This is a genomic window from Microbacterium sp. SA156 (genome assembly GCF_049065455.1).
Taxonomy (GTDB): domain Bacteria; phylum Actinomycetota; class Actinomycetes; order Actinomycetales; family Microbacteriaceae; genus Microbacterium; species Microbacterium barkeri.
Map to the genome: position 1 here is coordinate 203945 of NZ_JBAKGU010000004.1, position 19820 is coordinate 223764.

Below are 19820 nucleotides of genomic sequence, written 5' to 3' on the forward strand. Positions count from 1 at the left end.
CGCACCGGCCGGCCGCCTTCCCTCACGCAAGGGAGCTGAGGACATGGACACACAGAACCGCACGTCGTCGCGCGGCGACAGCGCCGACGAGATCGGCCGCGGGCCCCTCTCGCGGGGCGCGGCGGCCATCTACCGGATGATCGTGCTCGAGGCGCAGCTGCTGCTCGCCGCGCTGCCCTCGATCGTCGCGGTGATGCTGCTCGACCGCGACCCGTCGAATCTTCCCCTGTTCGTGATCGCGCTGCTCCCCGTCGCTCCCGCCCTCGTCGCCGGGGTCGCCGCGGTGAGGGTCCCTGGCACCGACCTCTCCCCGGGGCGGCACTTCTTCCGTGCGTATCGGCGTGATGCCGTCCAGACCCTTCGTTGGGCGACCCCTGCGACCGCAGCGCTCGCGCTGCTGACCTTCAACCTCATCCATCTCGACAGCGTCGACGGCGGCGGGGCGCTCCGGCCCGCGCTCGTCGTGCTCGGCACGCTGATCCTCCTGTGGGGTGGCCACATGGTCGTCCTCACCGCAGGCTTCCGCTTCCGCACGCGCGACGCCGCGCGCATCGCCGTCGTCCAGATCGCGTCGCAGTGGCGGTTCTCGCTGGGCGTCCTGTCCCTGCTGGTCGTGGCGGGGTTCCTCGTCCTCGCGGCGTCGGAGCTCCTCGTCCTGCTTCTCCTCTGGGCCTTCGCGGCCCTCCTCGCCCTCATGGCGCGCCCCGTGCTCGCCGACGTCACGAGAAGGTTCACGCGCGATGCCTGAGCGGCGCCCCCGCCCCGTCCCGTCCCGCTCTGTCCTCGGCCATCCCGTCGCCCCTCCGTCGCCTGCGCGCCTGCCGCGCCTCGACCGCATCGCGTACGGAGGCGACTACTCACCCGAGCAGTGGGACGGCGATGTCTGGGACCGCGATCACCGGGCCTTCGACGCCGCGCACATCTCGACCCTCACGGTCGGGGTCTTCACGTGGTCTCTCACCGAGCCAGAGGAGGGACGATTCGACTTCTCGACGCTCGACGCGATCATCCGGCGCGCGGCCGACGAGGGCCGCACCGTCTGCCTCGGGACCGGCACGGGCGCCATCCCGCCGTGGATGGCGCGTGCCTACCCCGACACGACGCGCGTCGACTTCGACGGCCGTCGGCACCGCTATGGACAGCGGCACAACGCGTGCTGGAGCTCCCCGGACTTCCGACGGCTCGCCGCGCGGATGGCCGAGCGCCTCGCGGAGCGGTACGGAGACCATCCTGCCGTCGTCGCCTGGCACGTCGGCAACGAGTACGGCGGCCGCTGCTACTGCGACCTGTGCGCGGCCGAGTTCCGACAGTGGCTGCGCCGCCGCTACGGCACGCTCGACGAGCTCAACACGGCGTGGAACACGACGTTCTGGTCGCATCGGTTCACCGACTGGGACGAGATCGAGGCGCCGAGCGCGCTGACCGAGCACTGGGGTGGAGAGGGGAAGACCGCGTTCCAGGGCATCACGCTCGACTATCGGCGGTTCTCGACCGACAACGCGATCCGACAGTTCGCCGACGAGAAAGCGGCGATCCGGGCGCACTCCGACCGCCCCGTGACGACGAACTTCATGGGGTTCTACGAGCCGCTCGACTACCACCGCTGGGCGCCGCATCTCGACTTCGCCTCCTGGGACAACTACCCGCGTCGGATGGACGAGCCGTGGGGCACCGCGCTCGCGCACGATCTCATGCGCGGGCTCAAAGACGGGGCTCCGTTCTGGCTCATGGAGCAGACGCCGTCGGTCACGGCCTCGCGCGACGTGAACCCGCAGCGGAGACCCGGCATCATGCGGCTCTGGTCCTGGCAGGCCGTCGCGCATGGCGCCGACTCCGTGCTCTTCTTCCAGATGAGGGCCTCACGCGGAGCCTGCGAGATGACGCACGGGGCGGTCCTCGATCACTCCGGGCGACTCGATACGCGCACGTTCCGCGAGGTCGCCGCACTGGGCGGCGAGCTCGCCTCGGTCGGCGACGCCCTGCTCGGCGCGCGGACCAGCGCGCGCTGCGCGATCGTCGTCGACTGGGAGTCCTGGTGGGCGGTCGAGATGGCGGATGGTCCCAATCGCCTGCTGAGGTACCTTCCGACGGTCACGGAGTGGGCGCGCCCCTTCTGGGAGGCCGGCGCGCAGCTCGACGTAGTGCCGCCGACCGCGGACCTCGGCGCCTACGACGTCGTCGCGGCGCCCCTGCTCCATCTCGTCGCGGGCGATACGGCTGAGCGGCTGCACGCGGTCGCCGAGCGAGGCGGAACGGTGATCATCGGCTGCCTGTCGGGGCGAGCCGATGAGGACGATCTGCGCTTCCTGGGCGACGTCCCCGGACCGCTCGTGCGGATGGTCGGCGCGCGGGTCGCCGAGACCGATGCCGCCGAGCCGGCCGTGGCGAATCCCGTGCGGTTCTCGGACGGGGCGACGGCGAGGGGCCGGATGGTGTTCGAGGTCCTCGTGCCGGAGGGCGCGGAGGTGATGGCGCGATACGGCGCCGACTACTACGCGGGAGAGCCCGCGGTGACGCGGAACGTCATCCGGGGCCCCGAAGGCGAGGGCCACGTCTGGTACGTGGGGAGCGTCCTCGACGAGGAGGGGATGACCCAGGTCGCGCGGTCGGCGATCGAGCGCCACGGGCTCGCCGGCCCCTACGCCGGTGTCCCTGGTCTCGAGTTCGCGACGCGCGAGGCTCCGTCGGGCGCGGTCATCGACTTCCTGCTGCATCACGGTGCGGAGGCCGTGACGGTGCGCCTCCACGCCGACGGCACCGACCTGCTGACCGGTCGCGTGCTCCGCGAGGGGGAGGCCGTTGTGCTGAACCCCACGGACGTGATCGTCCTCCGCCGCTGACGCGGTGCTGTCCGCACCACTCGAGAGAAAGAGAGAATGCCCATGGCAACGACGCCATCCTCCGACGGCATCAGCCGACGCACCGTCCTGGCGGGCGGTGTCGCCGCCGTGCCCATCGTGCTCGGCCTCGCGGCTGGGCCTGCGCACGGCGCGGCCCCCGCCGTCCGGCCCCGTTCCCTCGTGATCCAGCCCACGCAGCGCCGACAGGTGATCCGCGGCTTCGGCGGCATGACCCACGCGGGGTGGATCGGCGAGCTGACGCTGAGCCAGTGCGCGACCGCCTTCGGCAACGGCGTCGACGATCTCGGGTTCACGATCCTCCGGATCCCCGTCCCCGAGGACTCGGCCAATTGGGCGCGCGATCTCGCCTCGGCGCAGGCGGCGGTCGCGAAGGGCGCGCTCGTGTTCGCGTCGCCGTGGAACCCTCCGGCCGACCTCGTGGAGCTCTTCGAGCGCGTGGACGACGTGCCGCGCGGCAGCCAGTACGAGGCCGAGGCCGCGGCGCTCGTGAACGCGCACGTCGCGACGGACCTGTCCGGCTACCAGGGCGAGGGCTACGTGCAGTTCGACGGCGCGACGGGCGCGAGCGTCGAGTTCAGCGGCGTCATCATCGGGTCGTCGGGCACGAAGAACCTCGCCTTCCGCTACGCGGCGCCGACGGGCGACGTGCACGTCGACATCCACGTCGCCGGTGCGCTCGTGGCGGAGAACGTGCTCTTCCCCGCGACGGCAGCAGGACAGTGGTCGTGGAAGTCGATCCAGGCGGTCATGACGCCCGGGCAGTGGACGGTCAAGGTGGAGACACGGGGCGAGGGCGGCCCTGCCCTGGACTACGTCATGGCGGCCCCCTACACGCCGCCCGCGCAGGCGCGGCGCCTCCGGCACGACGCCTATGGCGCGTACGCGGACCACCTGAACGCGTTCGTGCACTACATGCGCGACAACGGGGTGGAGCTGTACGGCATCTCGGTCCAGAACGAGCCCGACTACGCGCACGAGTGGACGTGGTGGACGACGGAGGAGATGAACCGATTCCTGCGCGACTTCGCGGGGCGCATCGACTGCCGGGTGATCGCGCCCGAGTCGTTCCAGTACGTCAAGGAGGTGTCCGACCCGATCCTGCAGGACCCGGCCGCGCTCGCGAACGTCGACATCATCGGCGCGCACCTCTACGGCACCGCCTACGAGGACTTCCCGTACCCGCTGTTCGAGGAGAAGGGCGCGGGCAAGGAGCTGTGGATGACCGAGGTCTACCACCCGAACAGCTCCAGCTCCGCGGACCTCTGGCCCGAGGCGCTCAAGGTCGCCGAGCACGTCCATCACGCGATGACCGACGCCGAATTCCAGGCGTACGTCTGGTGGTACATCCGCCGCTTCTACGGCCCGATGCGCGAGGACGGCACGATCAGCAAGCGCGGTCGGATGCTGTCGCACTACGCGAAGTTCGTCCGCCCCGGGTTCACGCGCGTCGAGGCGCCGCGCGAGCCGCAGCCCGGCGTCCTCACCTCCGCGTACATCGGCCCGGACGGCCTTCTCGTGCTCGTCGCCGTCAACATGTCGGAGTCGACGGCGAACCCGTCACTCGAGGTGCAGGGGCGGCGCGTGCGCAGTGCGCGATCGTGGCTGACCGACGCCACGCGCGACCTCGAGGAGCAGCCGGTGATCACAGGAAAGGCGGGCGGCTTCGTCGCGACCCTTCCGCCGCAGAGCGTGACGACCTTCGTCATCCACTCCTGACACGACGAAGCGCCGGCCGCTCGAGAGCGCGGCCGGCGCTTCGTGTGTCGCGACGCGCTCAGCGCTCGAGCGTCGCGGCGCGGACGATCTGGATCACGCCGAAGACGAGCAGCGAGGCGCCGATGAAGAGCCAGAGCCACACGGCGGCGAGCATCGGCGAGACGAGCAGCACGATGCCCGCGAGGATGCTGACGATCGCGTACGCGATCGTCCAGCCCTTCGAGCGGACGACCGGGCTGAACGGGTCCTTGGGGCCGCCGAGCGCGAACAGGGTGACGACACCCTCGAAGATCCACGCGATGCCGAGGAACGTCGAGACGAAGACGCCGAGGAGGGCCGTCGTCGACGCGAGGTTCGAGAAGGCGACGATCGAGGCGACCACGAAGAGGACGCCGAGGAGCGCCAGGCCGACTCTCAGCCATCCGCTCAGCCCCTTCGAGACGACCGCGAGCGCGATGTCGATGATGCCCGCGACGAGGGTGTAGATCGCGATGAGAACCGTGACGGCGACGGCCGACTTGAACGGCCAGATGACGATCACGAGGCCCGCGATGAGCGAGATGACGCCCGTGACGATGGCGATCGTGCGCAGGGTGCGGGCGAGTCCGATGGGCTGGTGCTGGGTGTCCGTCACGGTTCCTCCTGGTGTGCGCCGATTCTCCGACTGCCTCGACGCTATCGCGCTGGCCGCGCGAAGTGCAGGAGCGCCCCGTGTCGTGCGCCGTGCGGACGAGCGATCGACGAATAGGGTGCGCCTATCTGACTGAGAGCGAATACGTCTTGGACGTGAACGATCGCCTGCGCGGATAGTGGTGGCACGACGACCGAAGGAGCTCGTTCATGACATCTCTGAGTACGCCTCCGCGTATACCCGGTGCAGGAAGCCGACCGCCGACCGACGTGATCAGGACGCTGATGGGCGGTGCGACCTATCGCAGTCTGAGCGAACAGCGGCTCTCTCCCGCCGAGGAGCGGTTCGAGACCGGTCGCCGCATGACAGGTTTCTTCGCGGCGCCCGCCGCAGCGCTGCTCCTCTGGTTCCTTCCCCTCGGCATCGACGCGACGCAGCAGAAGCTCGCAGCCGTGATCGTCGGCGTCGTCGTGCTGTGGCTGTGCGAGTCGGTGCCCATCCCCGTCGGAGGTCTCATCGGGGTCGCGGCGATCGTGCTCACCGGCGTCGCGCCAGCCGGCGACGTGCTCGCACCGTTCGGCTCGACGACGATCTTCACGTTCATCGGCGCGTTCATCCTCGCGCAGGCGATGCTGAAGCACGGGGTTGCGCGACGGCTCGCCTTCTGGGTGCTCGGCCTCCCCGGAGTGGGGCGCTCGACCATCCGCATCATCCTCGCTTTCGGCGCCATCACCTGCGTTCTGTCGGCGTTCGTCTCGAATACCGCGACGGTGGCGATGCTCCTGCCGACAGCGTTGGGAATCCTCACTGTCATCGCGAAGCTCATGCAGGATCGTGGAGTGGTCAAGCCGGACTTCGACCCGATGCGTCTGCGAGTCGGTGCCGCGCTCATGCTCATGCTCGCGTACGGCGCATCGGTTGGCGGCATCATCACTCCGATCGGCGCCCCGCCCAACCTCATCGGCCGCGGTCTCATCGAGGAGCTCACCGGCGAGAGCATCTCGTTCGCTCAGTGGACTCTGGCTGCGCTTCCCATGGCCCTCGCAATGTTCGCGGTCCTCGCGGTTGTCCTGCTGCTCATCAACCGTCCCGAGATCCGCCGCATCGAGGGTGCTGAGGAGTACATCGCTGCGCAGCGCCAGGAGCTCGGGCCGATCAGCAGAGCCGAGTGGAACACCATCGGCGCGTTCGCGCTCACCATCGTGCTGTGGTTCCTGCCGTCGCTCGCTGCCCTGTTCCTCGGGCCACAGCATGATCTCGCGGTCGCGCTCGACGAGATCCTCAATGAGGGCATCGTGGCCGTCGTCGGTGCCTCCCTCCTCTTCGTCCTGCCCCTGAACTGGCGGCGGCAGGAGGCGACGCTCTCATGGGGAGATGCTGCGAAGATCGACTGGGGCACCATCCTGCTGTTCGGCACGGGCATGATCTTCGGAGCCATGCTCTCGGAAAGCGGCCTCGCAGACACGATCGGCACAGGACTGTCGGATGCGCTGGGAGCGACGTCCGTGGTCGCCATCACGGCGATGGCCGTCGGGCTGGCGATCCTCATCTCGGAGACGACAAGCAACACAGCTTCGGCGGCCGTCACCGTTCCCATCGTCGTGCCGCTCGCCATAGCGGCAGGGGTCGATCCTCTCATCCCCGCTCTGGCGGCCGCGTTCGCTGCGTCTTTCGGGTTCATGCTCCCGGTGTCCACGCCCCAGAACGCAATCGTCTACGGCTCGGGATGCGTGCCGATCACGCGGATGGTCCGCAGCGGCATCGCCTTCGACATCCTGGGCGGCGTGCTCATCATCCTCGTCCTGCCGCTCACCGCCGCGATGGCGGGCATCGGAGGCTGAGGGATTCCGGAGCTGGGCTGTTCCTCGTTCGAGGAACGGCCCAGCTTCGCGCCTGGGTAGGGTGACGCGCATGGACGTCCGGCAGCTGCGCTATTTCCTCGCGATCGTCGACCACGGCGGGTTCGGGCGCGCCGCCGAGCAGCTGCTCATCTCACAGCCGTCGCTCTCGCAGTCGATAGCGTCCCTCGAACGCGAACTCGGCATTGAGCTCTTCCACCGCGTCGGGCGGCGTGTCACGCTCAGCGCCGCGGGGGAGGAGCTCGTCGGCCACGCCCGTGTCGTCGTACGCGACCTGGAGTCGGCTCGCGCGGCGATGGACGCCGTGCGCGGTGTGCGCACGGGACGCGTGGACATCAGCTCCATGCCTTCGCCCGGTATCGAGCCGCTGACGACCATCATCGCCACCTTCCGAGATCGGCACCCGGAGATCGCGATCTCGGTTGACGGCGCATTCGACGTCGACGACGTCATCTCGGCAGTGCGCTCGGGGACCTCCGAGATCGGGTTGCTCGGCTCGGCCGTGCAGCTCCGCACGCCCGGAGTGCGTTCGTTCTCGCTCGGCAGTCAGCCGCTCGTGCTCATCGTGAACCCCGCCGATGATCGATTCGGGCCGGGGGACGTGATCGCGCGCGAGCAGCTCGCAGGAGCCCGGTTCATCGTCTCTCAACGAGGCGCGCTCATGCGCACCATGGTCGATGAGCTCGTCGCGTCCGGAATCGACGTCGAGATCGTCGTCGAGGTCGCGCATCGGACATCCATTCTCCCCCTCGTGATTCGAGGGATCGGGCATGCCGTGATGCCGGCGTCGTGGACGCCTCTCGCCGAGCACGCGGGCCTGCGCACGCTGCGAATCGATCCGCCGACCCTGCTTCACGTGTCCGTCATCAGCCGCATGGACCATCTGTCGCCTGCGGCACGCGCCTTCCTCGCCGTCGCCCGCGAGGTGGCTGCCTGACGCTCGATAGCTTTTCCCTATCCGGAGGATTGAAACTGCGTCTTGGACGAATGCCTTGATCGTGCCCCCTAATGGAGGGAACAGGCAATGTCGCCGCTCGTGATGAGGAGAGAAGATGACTGCAGAGAAGACATTCCGGATCGCCGCGATTCCCGCCGACGGCATCGGCGTCGAGGTCGTCGCGGCAGGGCGCCGGGTTCTGGACGAGGTCGCTCGTCAGTCGAACGGCGCGTTCGCGTTCGAGTGGACCGATTTCGACTGGGGCAGCGAGTACTTCGCGCGAACCGGACGGATGATGGCCGAGGACGGGCTCGAGACCTTGAAAGCGTTCGATGCGATCTACTTCGGAGCGGTCGGGTGGAAGAACGTTCCAGACCACGTGAGCCTCTGGGGCCTGCGCCTCGCGATCACTCAGAACTTCGACCAGTGGGCGAACGTCCGGCCCGTGAAGTTCCTCCCCGGCGTGACGAGCCCGTTGCGCAAGGCCGACGACACGGAGCTCGACTGGGTTGTCGTCCGCGAGAACAGCGAGGGCGAGTACGCCGGCTTCGGCGGCCGCAATCTCAGCGGCCGCGGCCCGGGCAACGAGGTCGCCCTGCAGACGGCGCTCTTCACCGAGAAGGGCTGCGAGCGCATCATGCGCTTCGCCTTCGACCTGGCGCGGACGCGCGCGGTGAAGAAGGTGTCCAGCGTCACGAAGTCCAACGCTCAGCAGTACGGAATGGTCCTGTGGGACGAAGTCTTCGCCCGGGTCGCTCAGGACTATCCCGACGTGCAGACCGAGAGCGTGCTCGTGGACGCGATGAGCGCGAAGTTCGTTCTGCACCCGGAGGAGCTCTCCGTGGTCGTCGCTTCGAATCTCAACGCCGACATCCTCTCCGACCTCGGTTCAGCGTTGGCCGGAAGCCTCGGACTCGCCGCCTCTGCGAATCTCAACCCAGAGCGGCGCTTCCCGAGCATGTTCGAGCCGGTCCATGGTTCGGCCCCGGATATCGCCGGGCTCGGGATCTCCAATCCGATCGGCGCGATCTCGAGCGCGGCGCTCATGCTCGCTCATTTCGGGCTCCACGATGCCGCGGCCCGTGTCGAGGCGGCGGTCGCATCCGCGACAGGCGCCGGGCACCTCACTCGCGAACTCGGGGGCGCCGCGACGACCGAGCAGGTCACCGAGGCCATTGTCGCGGCTCTGAACCCTGCACTGGTCTGAGCGGGATGCTGCCGGGACGATTCGCTCGTCCAGCCCGCTTGCCGTGGAGACTCGCGTGACTCGTCTTCGTGTCCTGATCGCGCCGGACAAGTTCAAGGGATGCCTCGATGCGGCACAGGTCGCGGACGCCGTGGCATCCGGTTTTCCGCCCGAACGGTTCGACGTCCGGCGAATGCCGTTCGCAGACGGGGGCGATGGAAGCGTCGCCGCCGCGGCTTTCGGCGGCGCTCGCACGCTTGCGCTCGTGGTCAGGCCCGGCGCATGGGAGTCCACTCGGTCTACGCGCTCAGCGAGATGACGCATCGCGCGACAGCTGACGATCCGGAGTTGAGCGTGGCTCTCCTCAGCTGTGCCGGCGAGTCCATCGCGCGATCGATTCAGCAGCCACGTCCGCAGTGCCTCTGAGACCGCACAGGTCGCGCTGGCCGCGCGAAGTGCAGGAGCGCCCCGTGTCTCACGGACACGGGGCGCTCTCTGTCATGCGCTGGCGCGCGATCACAGACGCGCGTCGGCGTAGACCGTCAGCGCGTCGCGCACGAACGTCGCACCGGCCGTGCCGCCATAGTTCGCGGCGAACCGGTCGTCGGCCACGTACATCTCGGCGAGACCGAGCACGTAGGCCTTGACGTCGCCGCCGGGCACGGCCGCGGGGGTGCCGGGGATGCCGGTCAGCCACTCGACGTGGCGCTGCGCCAGAGCCTGTGCGTCGTCGGACGCGGGATCGACGCCGGCCTCGGCGGCCGCCGTCCAGTCGCGCGCGAGCTGCGACGTGCGCTCGCCCCAGGCGCTGCGCTCCGCATCGCTCATCCCGCGCCACCAGGCGTCGCCCCGCGCGTACGCGTCGCGACCCCAGCGCTGCTCGACCTCGTCCTTGTACTGCGTGTGGTCGAAGCCGTCGAACATGTTCTCTGCCATGAGCTCCTTCCCCTCCTTCAGGGATCCGATGGTCGACGTCACCGCGCGGATCTGCCGCTCGAGTCGACCCTTCTCTTCCTCCAGCCACGCCAGATGCGTCTCGAGCGCGCGGGCGGGGCTCGTCTCGCGAGCCAGCACGTCGCCGATCTGCGGCAGACCGAGCCCGAGCTCGCGCAGCAGCAGGATGCGCTGCAGGCGGACCAGGGCCGACTCGTCGTAGTAGCGGTAGCCGTTGTGGCCGACGCGCGACGGCGGCAGCAGCCCGATGTCGTCGTAGTGACGCAGCGTGCGGCTCGTCGTGCCCGTCAGGCGGGCGATCTGCTGGATCGACCATTCCATGGCGGCTCCCTCTCCTCTGTCGTGGTGGTGAGAATCACGCTAGAGGTTGACGTTGCGTCAATGTCAACCGTCGATTTCCCGAAGACGCTTGCAGATCGAGATATATCGTGTTTGACTGCTCTCAAGTCGAGATATATCTCGAGTCGGATGCCCGTGCCGGGGCAGACAGGAGCAGATCATGACAGACGAGAAGTGGGTCATCCATCCGGGGGAGACCCGCATCATCGACGTCGAGGGCGTCCGCCGCCTCAAGGTGGGCCTCATCGGCGGCCAGGTCGACATCATCGGACACGACGAGCCGCATGCGCGGGTCGAGGTGCACGGCGTGACCGTCAAAGACCTTCGCATCGAGCTCACGGGAGACGAGCTCGAGATCGACCACCCGCAGCTGCGCTGGGACAACTTCCTCGAGGTCTTCCGCAACTTCGGCGCGGCCGGTCCGCGTGCGGAGATCAGCGTCGCCGTCCCACGCGCGGTCGCCCTCACGCTCGGCGTCGTGAGCGCGGGCGCGCTCGTGGCGGGGCTCGAGCAGCCCGCGCGTCTGAACACCGTGTCGGGCGACGTGCTCGTCGACGGCCTGCGCGGCGATCTCGGGGCGAATGCCGTCTCGGGCGACGTGCAGGTGCGCGACCTCGAGGGCGCCTTCTCGGCCAACACCGTCTCCGGCGATGTCGCCGTCTCGGGCGCCGTGTCGCGGGTCGACGTCGACACGGTCTCGGGCACCACCTTCGTCGACGCGGTCGGACAGGTCGAGCGCGTGTCGATCAACGGCGTGAGCGGCGCGGTGACGCTGCGCCTGGACAAGGGATACGCCGCGAACTACGTGGCGCGCTCGGCGAGCGGCCGCGTGCGCATCGACGGCGTCGCGTACGCGTCGTCCGGGCCGGTGAGCTACACGGACTCGGTGGGCGAGCTGTCGAGCCGCTTCGTCGACGTGCGGATCAACACGGTCGCGGGCGACATCACGGTCGTGCGCCGCGAGGACGGCTCGGTGCCCGATGCCGCGGCCGAGACGGATGGCGAGGTGCAGTGGCCGGGGCAGGCGGCGGCCGGCGAGGGAGAGGCCCGCTGATGCCTCCGGTCTTCTCGCACGGCGACCTGCGCCTCTACCTCCTGAGCCTCCTCGACGAGACGCCGCGTCACGGCTACGACATCATGCAGGCGTTCGCGGAGCGCACGGGCGGCACGTACACGCCGAGCGCGGGCACGATCTACCCCCGCCTGGCGAAGCTCGAGGAGGAGGGGCTCGTCACGAAGAGCGTCGACGGCCGCAAGACGATCTACGCGATCACGGATGCCGGGCGCGCCGAGGTGCGTGCGCGCGCGGCCGAACTCGACGGCATCCAGGAGGGGCTCGCCGACTCCGTCCGGATCATCGCCGACGGCGTGCGCTCGAGCGTGAGTGAGGCGATGAAGAGCCTGCGCGCCGACCTCGCGGCGGCCGCGAGCGCGACCGCGGAGGCGCCCCGCCCGCACCGGGGGGATGACCCGCGCGTCCGCGCGCGCGAGCAGCTGCAGCGCGCCGAGGTGCTCGTGGGCGAGTTCCGCGGTCGCATCCGGGCTGACCTGCGCACGCACGTGGCGCGCGGAGGCGAGCTCGCGTCATCCGTCGTCGACGACCTCGGCCGTGCGCTCGAGGACGCAGCCGCCGCCCTCGAGCGCGCGCTCGGCGGCCGCTGAGGCCTACTCCTCGAGCGGCCAGTCCTCGTCGTCCGCGAGCGGCTCGCCCACGGGCACCACGAGGATGTTGCGGTGCTGCCGGTGCGACAGGCGCGCGGCGACCGATCCGGTGAAGAACTCCCGGATCGAGTCGCCGATGCCGCGCTTGCGCGTGCCGACGACGATCAGGCGCGCGTCGATCTTCTCGGCGAAGTGCTTGAGGGCGAGCGCCGGGTCGCCGACGAGCTGGCGGACCGTCCAGCGGACGTCCTTGCCGGCGAGGTTCTCCTCGGCTGCTCGGCGGACGGCCTCGAGCTCCTCGGCGCCGGCGTCGATGTGGATGTCGACGGGTGCGGTCTGCACGAATCCGTCCGGATCTTCGTAGGTCACGAAGCGCGTCACGTCGACGTGGGCCACGACGAGCGGCGCGTGCAGAAGGGCCGCATAGCGGGCCGCCTCCTTCATCACACGGGGTGCCTGGCCCGGGATCGCGCCCACGATGACGGCCCCATGCAGGGACTCGTCGGCTGCCGCGTCGGGTGCCTCGTCGGCGGGGAAGACCTCGTTATCGCTCATGGCCCGTCCTCTCTGTGCCGCAGCCCGGCCGGTGCCCGAGGGCCGCGTGGTATCCTGGATCCTACTCTTTCCCGGCATCAGCCGGCTGTCGGAAGTTATGCATACGGGCCGGCGCATGAAGCCCGATGCTGCTCAACATAAGGGGGTCTCGCGCATGGGGCGTGGCCGTCAGAAGGCGAAGCACACAAAGCTCGCCCGCGAACTCAAGTCGTTCAGCCCGAGCGTCGATTATCGGGCCCTGGAACGCGAACTCGCGCATCCGGATGACGACCCGTACGTCGACCGCTGGGCTGACCAGTACGCCGACGAGGACGAGGACGAAGACGAGCTCGAGAAGGCCTAGCCCTTCTCAGATCATCATGGAAAGTCGCCGCGGAGCACCCTCCGCGGCGACTTTCGTGTGCCTGCGCGACGGGCACCGGCGCACGTGCGTCGAGCCGGTAGTGTCTCGCTCGTGACGCGTGCACCCATCCGCTGGGAGCTGCTGCCCCTCGTCTGCGCGGGCGGCGCGATCGGCGTCGCCGCACGGCACGTGCTGACCGCGCTCGTCCCGGACGGCTCCGTCGTCTGGATGACGGCCGTCATCAACGTGGTCGGATCGCTCCTGCTCGGGTTCGTCGCGGGCGTATGCGGTGCCCGGCATGCACGATGGCGTGGCTTCCTCGGGACGGGCGTGCTGGGCGGCTTCACGACCTACAGCGCGTTCGCCGTTCAGGTCGCGGGCGCGACCCCTGGCCCGCAGATCGCGCTCGTGCTCGCCGGCTCGGCCCTGCTCGTGATCCTCGCGGTCGGCGCGGCGCTCGCGGGTCTCGTCGTCGGCGCGCGCGTCGCGCGCGGGGCCGCAGCGTGACCCCCGGTCTCGTCGCGCTTGTCGCCCTGGCCGGCGGGATCGGCGCCGGCCTGCGCTGGCTCGTCGACGTGCTGCTCTCGCGCGTCGTCCCACGCGGCTTCCCCTGGGCCATCCTCGCGGTGAACGTGTCGGGTTCGCTCGCGCTCGGGGTGCTCACGGGCGCCGCGCTCGGATGGCCGTGGCTCGCGATCGTGGGGACGGGGCTGCTGGGTGGCTACACGACCTTCAGCACGGTGTCGCTCGATGCGGCGGCGTTCCTCCGTGAGGGCCAGGTGCGGAAGGCGCTTCTCGACGCGCTCGGGACCCTCGCGCTCTGCGTGGCGGCCGCCGCGGCCGGTGTCGCGATCGGTGCCCTGGTCTGATCAGGATCATCCCGTAGGTGGAGGCGCCGGTGCGCGCCCCGTTGAGAGAATGACGACGCGGATACAGGACCGTATCGGTCCGTCCGCTCCCGCGTCACGCTCCACCAACGAGAGAGATCCGTGTCGAAGCTCGCCGTCCTCAGCCTCAAGAACCGCGCCCTCATCGCGCTCATCACGATCTGCGCAGCCGTCTTCGGCGGGCTGTCGCTCACGAGCCTCAAGCAGGAGCTGATCCCGTCGATCGAGCTCCCGACGCTCGTCGTGATGACGACCTACCCCGGGGCATCGCCCGAGGTCGTGGAGTCCGATGTGTCGACGCCGATCGAGACGGCCGTGCAGGGCGTCGCGGGCCTCGAGTCGACCACGGCGACATCGACGACCGACGCGTCGATCGTGCAGGCGACGTTCGCCTACGGCTCGAACCTCGCGACGGCCGAGCAGAAGATGCAGCAGGCGATCAACCGCATCTCGAGCCAGCTGCCGGAGAACGTCGAGCCGCAGGTGCTGTCGGTCAGCATCGACGACCTGCCCGTCATCCAGGTCGCGGTCTCCGGTCTCGGCGAGGACGCGCAGGCGCAGCTCGAGAGCATCGCCATCCCCGACATCGAGGACGTCGACGGCGTCGGCTCGGCCGAGATCGTCGGAGGAACGGGCCAGCGCATCACGATCACCCCCGACGCCGAGGCGCTCGCGGCGAACGGCCTCACGCAGCAGGCGATCTCGGATGCGCTGCAGCAGAATGGCAACCTCTTCCCCGGTGGCGAGATCACGGAGGGCGACCGCACCCTCACCGTCCAGACCGGGGCGAAGATCGAGGATCTCGACACGCTGCGCGAGCTTCCGCTCGCCGCGGCCGCCGCCCCGACGGTCGACCCGACGACGGGGCAGCCGATCGTGCCGCCCGCGCTGACGATCGACGATGTGGCCGAGGTCGAGCAGACCGACGATCCGGCCACCTCGCTGTCGCGCGTGAACGGCGAGGACGCGATCTCGATCTCGATCACGAAGCTGCCTGCGGCGAACACGGTCGAGGTGTCGGAAGGCGTGCAGGCGGTCATCGACGACCTGCGCGAGACCTTCCCCGACGCCGAGTTCACGATCGTGTTCGACCAGGCGCCGTACATCGTCGAGTCGATCGAGACGCTCGCCACGGAGGGACTGCTCGGCCTCGTCTTCGCCGTGCTGGTCATCCTCGTGTTCCTGCTGTCGATCCGCTCCACGATCGTCACGGCCATCTCCATCCCGACGAGCGTGCTCGTCACGTTCATCGGGATGCAGGCCTTCGGGTACTCGCTCAACATGCTCACGCTCGGCGCGCTCACGATCTCCATCGGGCGCGTGGTCGACGACTCGATCGTGGTGATCGAGAACATTAAGCGGCACTACGTGCGCGGCGCCGAGAAGGGCGCGGCCATCCGCCTCGCCGTCCGAGAGGTCGCGGGAGCCGTCACGGCGTCGACGATCACGACGGTCGCGGTGTTCCTGCCGATCGTGTTCGTAGGCGACATGGTCGGCGAGCTCTTCCGGCCGTTCGCGCTCACGGTCACGATCGCGATGAGCGCGTCGCTCCTCGTCGCGCTCACGATCGTGCCGGTGCTCGCGTACTGGTTCATGCGCCCCGGCAAGCCGCTGCTCGACGCGGAGGGGCGCCCGATCGACCCCGAGCACCCCGACGCTCCGCCGTCGCGACTGCAGCGCGCGTACCTTCCGGTGCTCGGATGGACCCTCCGGCATTCGGGCATCACCCTCGTGCTCGCCGTGCTGGTGCTCGTCGGCACGGTCGCGGCCGCGCCGCTCATGAAGGTCAACTTCCTCGGCGACTCGGGTCAGAACACGATGACCATCTCGCAGGACCTGGGCGACACGGCGAGCCTCGAGGCGAAGGATGCCGCGGCTCGCCAGGTCGAGGACGCGCTCGACGGGATCGACGGCATCGAGGCCGTGCAGGCCTCGATCGGCTCGAGCGGATCCGCGCTGTCCGACGCGTTCCGCGGGGGCGGCGGCGTCACCTACTCCGTCATGACCGAGGACGGCGTCGACCAGGAGGCTCTGCGCGCCGAGGTCGAGGAGGCCCTCGACGGCCTCGAGGGAGCCGGCGAGATCACTGTCGCCGGCTCGTCCGGATTCGGCTCGTCCGACATCGAGATCAGTGTGGAGGCGCCGACCTCCGACGCGCTCGCCGATGCCACCGCGGCGATCGTCGCCGAGCTCGAGGGGCGCGAAGGCGTCGGCACCGTGACGGACGACCTCGCATCGTCGCTGCCGTACATCGCCGTCGAGGTCGACCGCGCGGCCGCTGCCGAGGCCGGCCTCTCCGAGGCCGCCATCGGCTCGATCGTCTCGTCCGCGATGCAGCCGCAGCAGGCGGGCACGGTCGAGTTCGGCGAGACCGCGCTGACGGTGTACATCGCCGCCGAGGACCCGCCCGCGACCGTCGAGGAGCTGCGCGAGCTGGCCATCCCGACAGCCCGCGGCGTCGTGCCCCTCGAAGATCTCGCCGTGATCGAGGAGAGCGAGGGCCCCGCCTCGATCACGACGGTCGGCGGACGCCGCACGGCCACGATCACGGTGCCGCCCTCCGTCGACGACCTTGCGGTCGCGACCGGCTCGGCCTCCGCCGCGATCGCCGCGGCCGACCTGCCCGACGGCGCGACCGCCTCGGTCGGGGGTGTGGCGGAGCAGCAGGCGGAGTCGTTCGCGCAGCTCGGCCTCGCCATGCTCGCGGCCATCCTCATCGTCTACGTCGTCATGGTCGCGACGTTCAAGTCGCTGCGGCAGCCCATCCTCCTCCTCGTCTCCGTCCCGTTCGCGGCGACCGGCGCCATCCTGCTGCAGGTCGTGACGGGCGTGCCCCTGGGCGTCGCCTCGCTCATCGGCGTGCTCATGCTCATCGGCATCGTCGTGACGAACGCGATCGTGCTCGTCGACCTCGTGAACCAATACCGCGAGCGCGGGCTGTCTGCGCACGACGCGACGCTCGCGGGGGCGTCGATGCGTCTCCGGCCGATCCTCATGACCGCGCTCGCGACGATCTTCGCCCTCACGCCGATGGGCCTCGGGATCACCGGCCACGGCGGATTCATCTCGCAGCCGCTCGCGATCGTCGTGATCGGCGGCCTCGTCTCGTCGACCCTGCTCACGCTCATCGTGCTGCCCACGCTCTACAACCTCGTCGAGGGGGCGAAGGAGCGCCGTGCCGCCAAGCGCGCCGGCCGCGGCGGCTCGGATGGCGAAGGCACGGCCCCGGACGAGCCGACCGACGACGGGCCGGCTGACGGCGCCACGGCGGATGGCGGTGCGCGAGCCGGCCACGGCGCGGCGGCTCCCGAGGTGCGCGCGGGGGAGCGGGTCGGCGCCGCGGTGTACGTCGCGCCGACGGCGACTCCGACCCAGACGGCGACGATCGCGGGCGGTCTGCCGTCGGCCGCACCGGTGCAGCACCGACCGCAGTAGGTGGGGCTGGCGCGGGCGCGGCGGGGGCCCGCGGGTTTCCGGTGTCTGGAATCGGATCGCTGGGGCTGGTGTGCGCGTGTCGGGCTCATGAGTCGACAGGGGCACCACGGGTCCGATTCGGGGGACGGCGGGCTTGTGTCGGGAATCGGATCACTGGGGCTGGTGCGCGCGTGTCGGGCTCATGAGTCGACAGGGGCACCACGGGTCCGATTCGCGTGACGGCGGATGGCCTGCCGGGCGGTTTCCCAGACCGGTCCGGTAGTGTCGTCCGGTCGGCTTCGGACACCGCGCGCGCAGCGCGGACGTTTTGGCAAGGTGTGAGTCCAGGGGCCGATGGTGAGCGTCGATCGACGCGCATGAACCATCACATGAATGGCCCCCGGCCGACGACTGTCCGGGTCTGCTCGCGCCTGCGTGCGTCGAGCGCTGTTCTCGTGCGAGAACCCGAAGGACACACCCATGCCCAAGAACAAGAAGCCCGCCGGCGGTCGTCCGGCTCAGAACTTCGACCCCCGCTACGCCAAGAAGAAGCCCGGCGGCCCCTTCCGCGGCAACGACGGGGCGTCTCGCGGCCCGCGTCGCGACGACGCGCGCCCCGCGCGTGACGGCGACCGCTTCGACCGCTCGTCGAGCGACCGCTTCGAGCGTCGCGACGACCGCGGTTTCGGTGGTCAGCGCCGTGAAGGCGGATACGCCGGCCAGCGCCGCGAGGGCGGCTACGAGCGCCGCGAGGGTGGCTTCAACGGCCAGCGTCGTGAGGGCGGTTTCGCCGGTCGTGACAACGGTCAGCGTCGCGAGGGTGGCTTCGAGCGTCGCGAGGGTGGCTTCAACGGCCAGCGTCGTGAGGGCTTCGCCGGTCGCGTCGGCGGTCAGCGTCGCGAGGGCGGTTACGAGCGTCGTGAGGGCGGTTACGCCGGCCAGCGTCGCGAGGGCGGCTTCGAGCGTCGGGAGGACCGCGGTTTCGGCGGCCAGCGTCGCGAAGGTGGCTACCAGCGTCGCGAGGGCGGTTACGAGCGCCCGCGCTTCAACCGCGACGACCGTACCGAGCGCCCGCGCTTCGCCCGGGACGACCGCGCGCCCCGCGCGGACCGCCCGTCGTTCCGCGACGACCGTCCGCGTCGGGACGAGCGCCCCGCGCGCTCGGCCGCACAGGAGCAGCAGATCGACGTCGTCCACGAGCGTCTCGAGGCCCAGGCGATCCAGACGACCGAGGCCGTCGACGTGTCGTTCGGCGAGCTCGGCCTTGGCGACAACATCGAGCGCGCGCTCGCCGAGCTCGGCGCGGCCAAGCCGTTCCCGATCCAGGCTGCGACCATCCCGTCGATCATCGAGGGCCGCGACGTCCTCGCTCGCGGACGCACGGGCTCGGGCAAGACCATCGCCTTCGGCGCACCGCTCGTCGAGCGCGTGCTCCGCTCGAAGGCCGGCCAGAAGCGCGAGTTCGGCCGCGCGCCGGTCGCGCTCATCCTCGCCCCGACGCGCGAGCTCGCCCTGCAGATCGACCGGACCATCCAGCCGATCGCGCGCAGCGTCGGCCTCTTCACGACGCAGATCTACGGCGGCGTGCCGCAGGCCCGCCAGGTGGGCGCGCTGAAGAAGGGCGTCGACATCATCATCGGCACTCCCGGGCGCATGGAGGATCTGCACGCGCAGGGCAAGCTCGACCTCTCGCAGATCAGCATCGCCGTCCTCGACGAGGCCGACCACATGTGCGAGCTCGGCTTCCTCGAGCCCGTTCAGCGTCTCCTCCGTCTCACGGCCGACGGATCGCAGAAGCTGCTGTTCTCGGCCACGCTCGACCGCGAGGTCGCCGCGCTCGTCGACGAGTTCCTCGTCGAGCCGTCGGTCTACGAGGTCGCCGGCGAGACGCAGGACTCGGGCACGATCGACCACCGCGTGCTCGTGATCGACCAGCGCAGCAAGGGCGAGATCCTCGAGACGCTCGTCGACCGCGAGGGCAAGACGCTCGTCTTCTCGCGCACCCGCGCCTACGCCGAGCAGCTCGTCGAGCAGTTCGAAGATGCGGGACTCACGGCCGTCGCCCTCCACGGCGACCTGAACCAGGCCAAGCGCACGCGCAACATCGAGAAGTTCTCGAAGGGTCGCGCGCAGGTGCTCGTCGCGACGGATGTCGCCGCGCGCGGAATCCACGTCGACGACGTCGATCTCGTGGTCCAGGCCGACGCGCCGACGGAGTACAAGACGTACCTGCACCGCGCGGGCCGCACGGGTCGTGCCGGCCGCGAGGGCCGTGTCGTCACGCTCATCACGCGGATGCGCCAGCGCCGCATGAGCGAGCTGCTCGAGCGGGCCGAGATCGACGCGCCCTTCGATCAGGTGCGCCCCGGCGACGACCTCCTCGAGGAGCTCGCGGGCGCCCCGACCGCGGAGCAGCTCACCGCGTAGCCCCCGTACATGCAGAACGGCCCCGTCATCCGACGGGGCCGTTCTGCGT

At 70.0% G+C, this 19820-nt stretch carries 17 protein-coding genes; 14 read left to right on the top strand and 3 right to left on the bottom strand.

The window, feature by feature from the left end:
• Positions 1–43 precede the first annotated feature (43 nt).
• From ACOWU6_RS05755 to ACOWU6_RS05765, 3 genes are read left to right on the top strand one after another with little or no spacing between them, the layout of a single operon-like run.
• On the top strand, positions 44–748 hold the full coding sequence (locus ACOWU6_RS05755) for a hypothetical protein (protein WP_421075032.1): 705 nt from the start codon (positions 44–46) through the stop codon (positions 746–748).
• A complete protein-coding gene (locus tag ACOWU6_RS05760; RefSeq protein ID WP_421075033.1) occupies positions 741–2840 on the top strand; it encodes a beta-galactosidase in 2100 nt (699 codons plus the stop codon). The genes ACOWU6_RS05755 and ACOWU6_RS05760 overlap by 8 nt, the downstream gene beginning before the upstream one ends.
• A gap of 42 nt (positions 2841–2882) precedes the next feature.
• Complete coding sequence (locus ACOWU6_RS05765; protein WP_421075034.1) at positions 2883–4577, top strand: CBM35 domain-containing protein; 1695 nt, start codon at positions 2883–2885, stop codon at positions 4575–4577.
• 58 nt (positions 4578–4635) lie between these two features.
• Here the strand turns inward: ACOWU6_RS05765 and ACOWU6_RS05770 are convergent, their stop codons facing one another.
• Entirely contained in the window at positions 4636–5211 is a 576-nt protein-coding gene (locus ACOWU6_RS05770) for an HdeD family acid-resistance protein (RefSeq protein WP_271173489.1), read from the bottom strand.
• A 359-nt stretch (positions 5212–5570) separates the two neighbouring features.
• Between ACOWU6_RS05770 and ACOWU6_RS05775 the strand changes: the two genes are divergently transcribed.
• From ACOWU6_RS05775 to ACOWU6_RS05790, 4 genes are all read left to right on the top strand, one after another.
• Positions 5571–7049, top strand: coding sequence for an SLC13 family permease (locus tag ACOWU6_RS05775; RefSeq protein ID WP_421075035.1), 1479 nt, complete (start codon positions 5571–5573; stop codon positions 7047–7049).
• Between the two features lie 70 nt (positions 7050–7119).
• Complete coding sequence (locus ACOWU6_RS05780; RefSeq protein WP_421075036.1) at positions 7120–8004, top strand: LysR family transcriptional regulator; 885 nt, start codon at positions 7120–7122, stop codon at positions 8002–8004.
• A gap of 115 nt (positions 8005–8119) precedes the next feature.
• A complete protein-coding gene (locus tag ACOWU6_RS05785; RefSeq protein WP_421075037.1) occupies positions 8120–9211 on the top strand; it encodes a tartrate dehydrogenase in 1092 nt (363 codons plus the stop codon).
• A gap of 55 nt (positions 9212–9266) precedes the next feature.
• Entirely contained in the window at positions 9267–9509 is a 243-nt protein-coding gene (locus ACOWU6_RS05790) for a glycerate kinase (RefSeq protein WP_421075038.1), read from the top strand.
• 197 nt (positions 9510–9706) lie between these two features.
• Here the strand turns inward: ACOWU6_RS05790 and ACOWU6_RS05795 are convergent, their stop codons facing one another.
• A complete protein-coding gene (locus ACOWU6_RS05795) occupies positions 9707–10465 on the bottom strand; it encodes a MerR family transcriptional regulator (RefSeq protein WP_282979324.1) in 759 nt (252 codons plus the stop codon).
• Positions 10466–10643: 178 nt separating this feature from the next.
• Here ACOWU6_RS05795 and ACOWU6_RS05800 point away from each other — a divergent pair, with 178 nt between their 5' ends.
• Both ACOWU6_RS05800 and ACOWU6_RS05805 read left to right on the top strand, forming a co-directional pair.
• Positions 10644–11537 carry a DUF4097 family beta strand repeat-containing protein gene (locus tag ACOWU6_RS05800; protein ID WP_324012826.1) on the top strand — a complete coding sequence of 298 codons (894 nt, stop codon included), beginning with the start codon at positions 10644–10646 and terminating at the stop codon, positions 11535–11537.
• Positions 11537–12145 carry a PadR family transcriptional regulator gene (locus ACOWU6_RS05805; protein WP_324012825.1) on the top strand — a complete coding sequence of 203 codons (609 nt, stop codon included), beginning with the start codon at positions 11537–11539 and terminating at the stop codon, positions 12143–12145. Before ACOWU6_RS05800 ends, ACOWU6_RS05805 begins: the two co-directional genes overlap by 1 nt.
• 3 nt (positions 12146–12148) lie before the next feature.
• On the opposite strand, the gene ACOWU6_RS05810 is transcribed toward ACOWU6_RS05805, so the two are convergent.
• On the bottom strand, positions 12149–12700 hold the full coding sequence (locus ACOWU6_RS05810; protein ID WP_271173493.1) for a universal stress protein: 552 nt from the start codon (positions 12698–12700) through the stop codon (positions 12149–12151).
• A 154-nt stretch (positions 12701–12854) separates the two neighbouring features.
• Here ACOWU6_RS05810 and ACOWU6_RS05815 point away from each other — a divergent pair, with 154 nt between their 5' ends.
• The 5 genes from ACOWU6_RS05815 to ACOWU6_RS05835 all read left to right on the top strand — a co-directional run bounded on the left by ACOWU6_RS05815 (position 12855) and on the right by ACOWU6_RS05835 (position 19771).
• The gene (locus ACOWU6_RS05815; protein ID WP_282979377.1) at positions 12855–13043 is read left to right on the top strand and encodes a DUF3073 domain-containing protein; all 189 of its coding nucleotides are present in this window, start codon (positions 12855–12857) and stop codon (positions 13041–13043) included.
• Between the two features lie 111 nt (positions 13044–13154).
• On the top strand, positions 13155–13550 hold the full coding sequence (locus ACOWU6_RS05820; protein ID WP_324012823.1) for a CrcB family protein: 396 nt from the start codon (positions 13155–13157) through the stop codon (positions 13548–13550).
• Positions 13547–13912, top strand: coding sequence for a fluoride efflux transporter FluC (locus tag ACOWU6_RS05825; RefSeq protein WP_421075039.1), 366 nt, complete (start codon positions 13547–13549; stop codon positions 13910–13912). Before ACOWU6_RS05820 ends, ACOWU6_RS05825 begins: the two co-directional genes overlap by 4 nt.
• A 120-nt stretch (positions 13913–14032) precedes the next feature.
• Positions 14033–17365, top strand: a complete 3333-nt coding sequence (locus ACOWU6_RS05830) for an efflux RND transporter permease subunit (RefSeq protein ID WP_421075040.1) — start codon at positions 14033–14035, stop codon at positions 17363–17365.
• Positions 17366–17824: 459 nt separating this feature from the next.
• Positions 17825–19771, top strand: a complete 1947-nt coding sequence (locus tag ACOWU6_RS05835; protein WP_421075041.1) for a DEAD/DEAH box helicase — start codon at positions 17825–17827, stop codon at positions 19769–19771.
• Positions 19772–19820 lie beyond the last annotated feature (49 nt).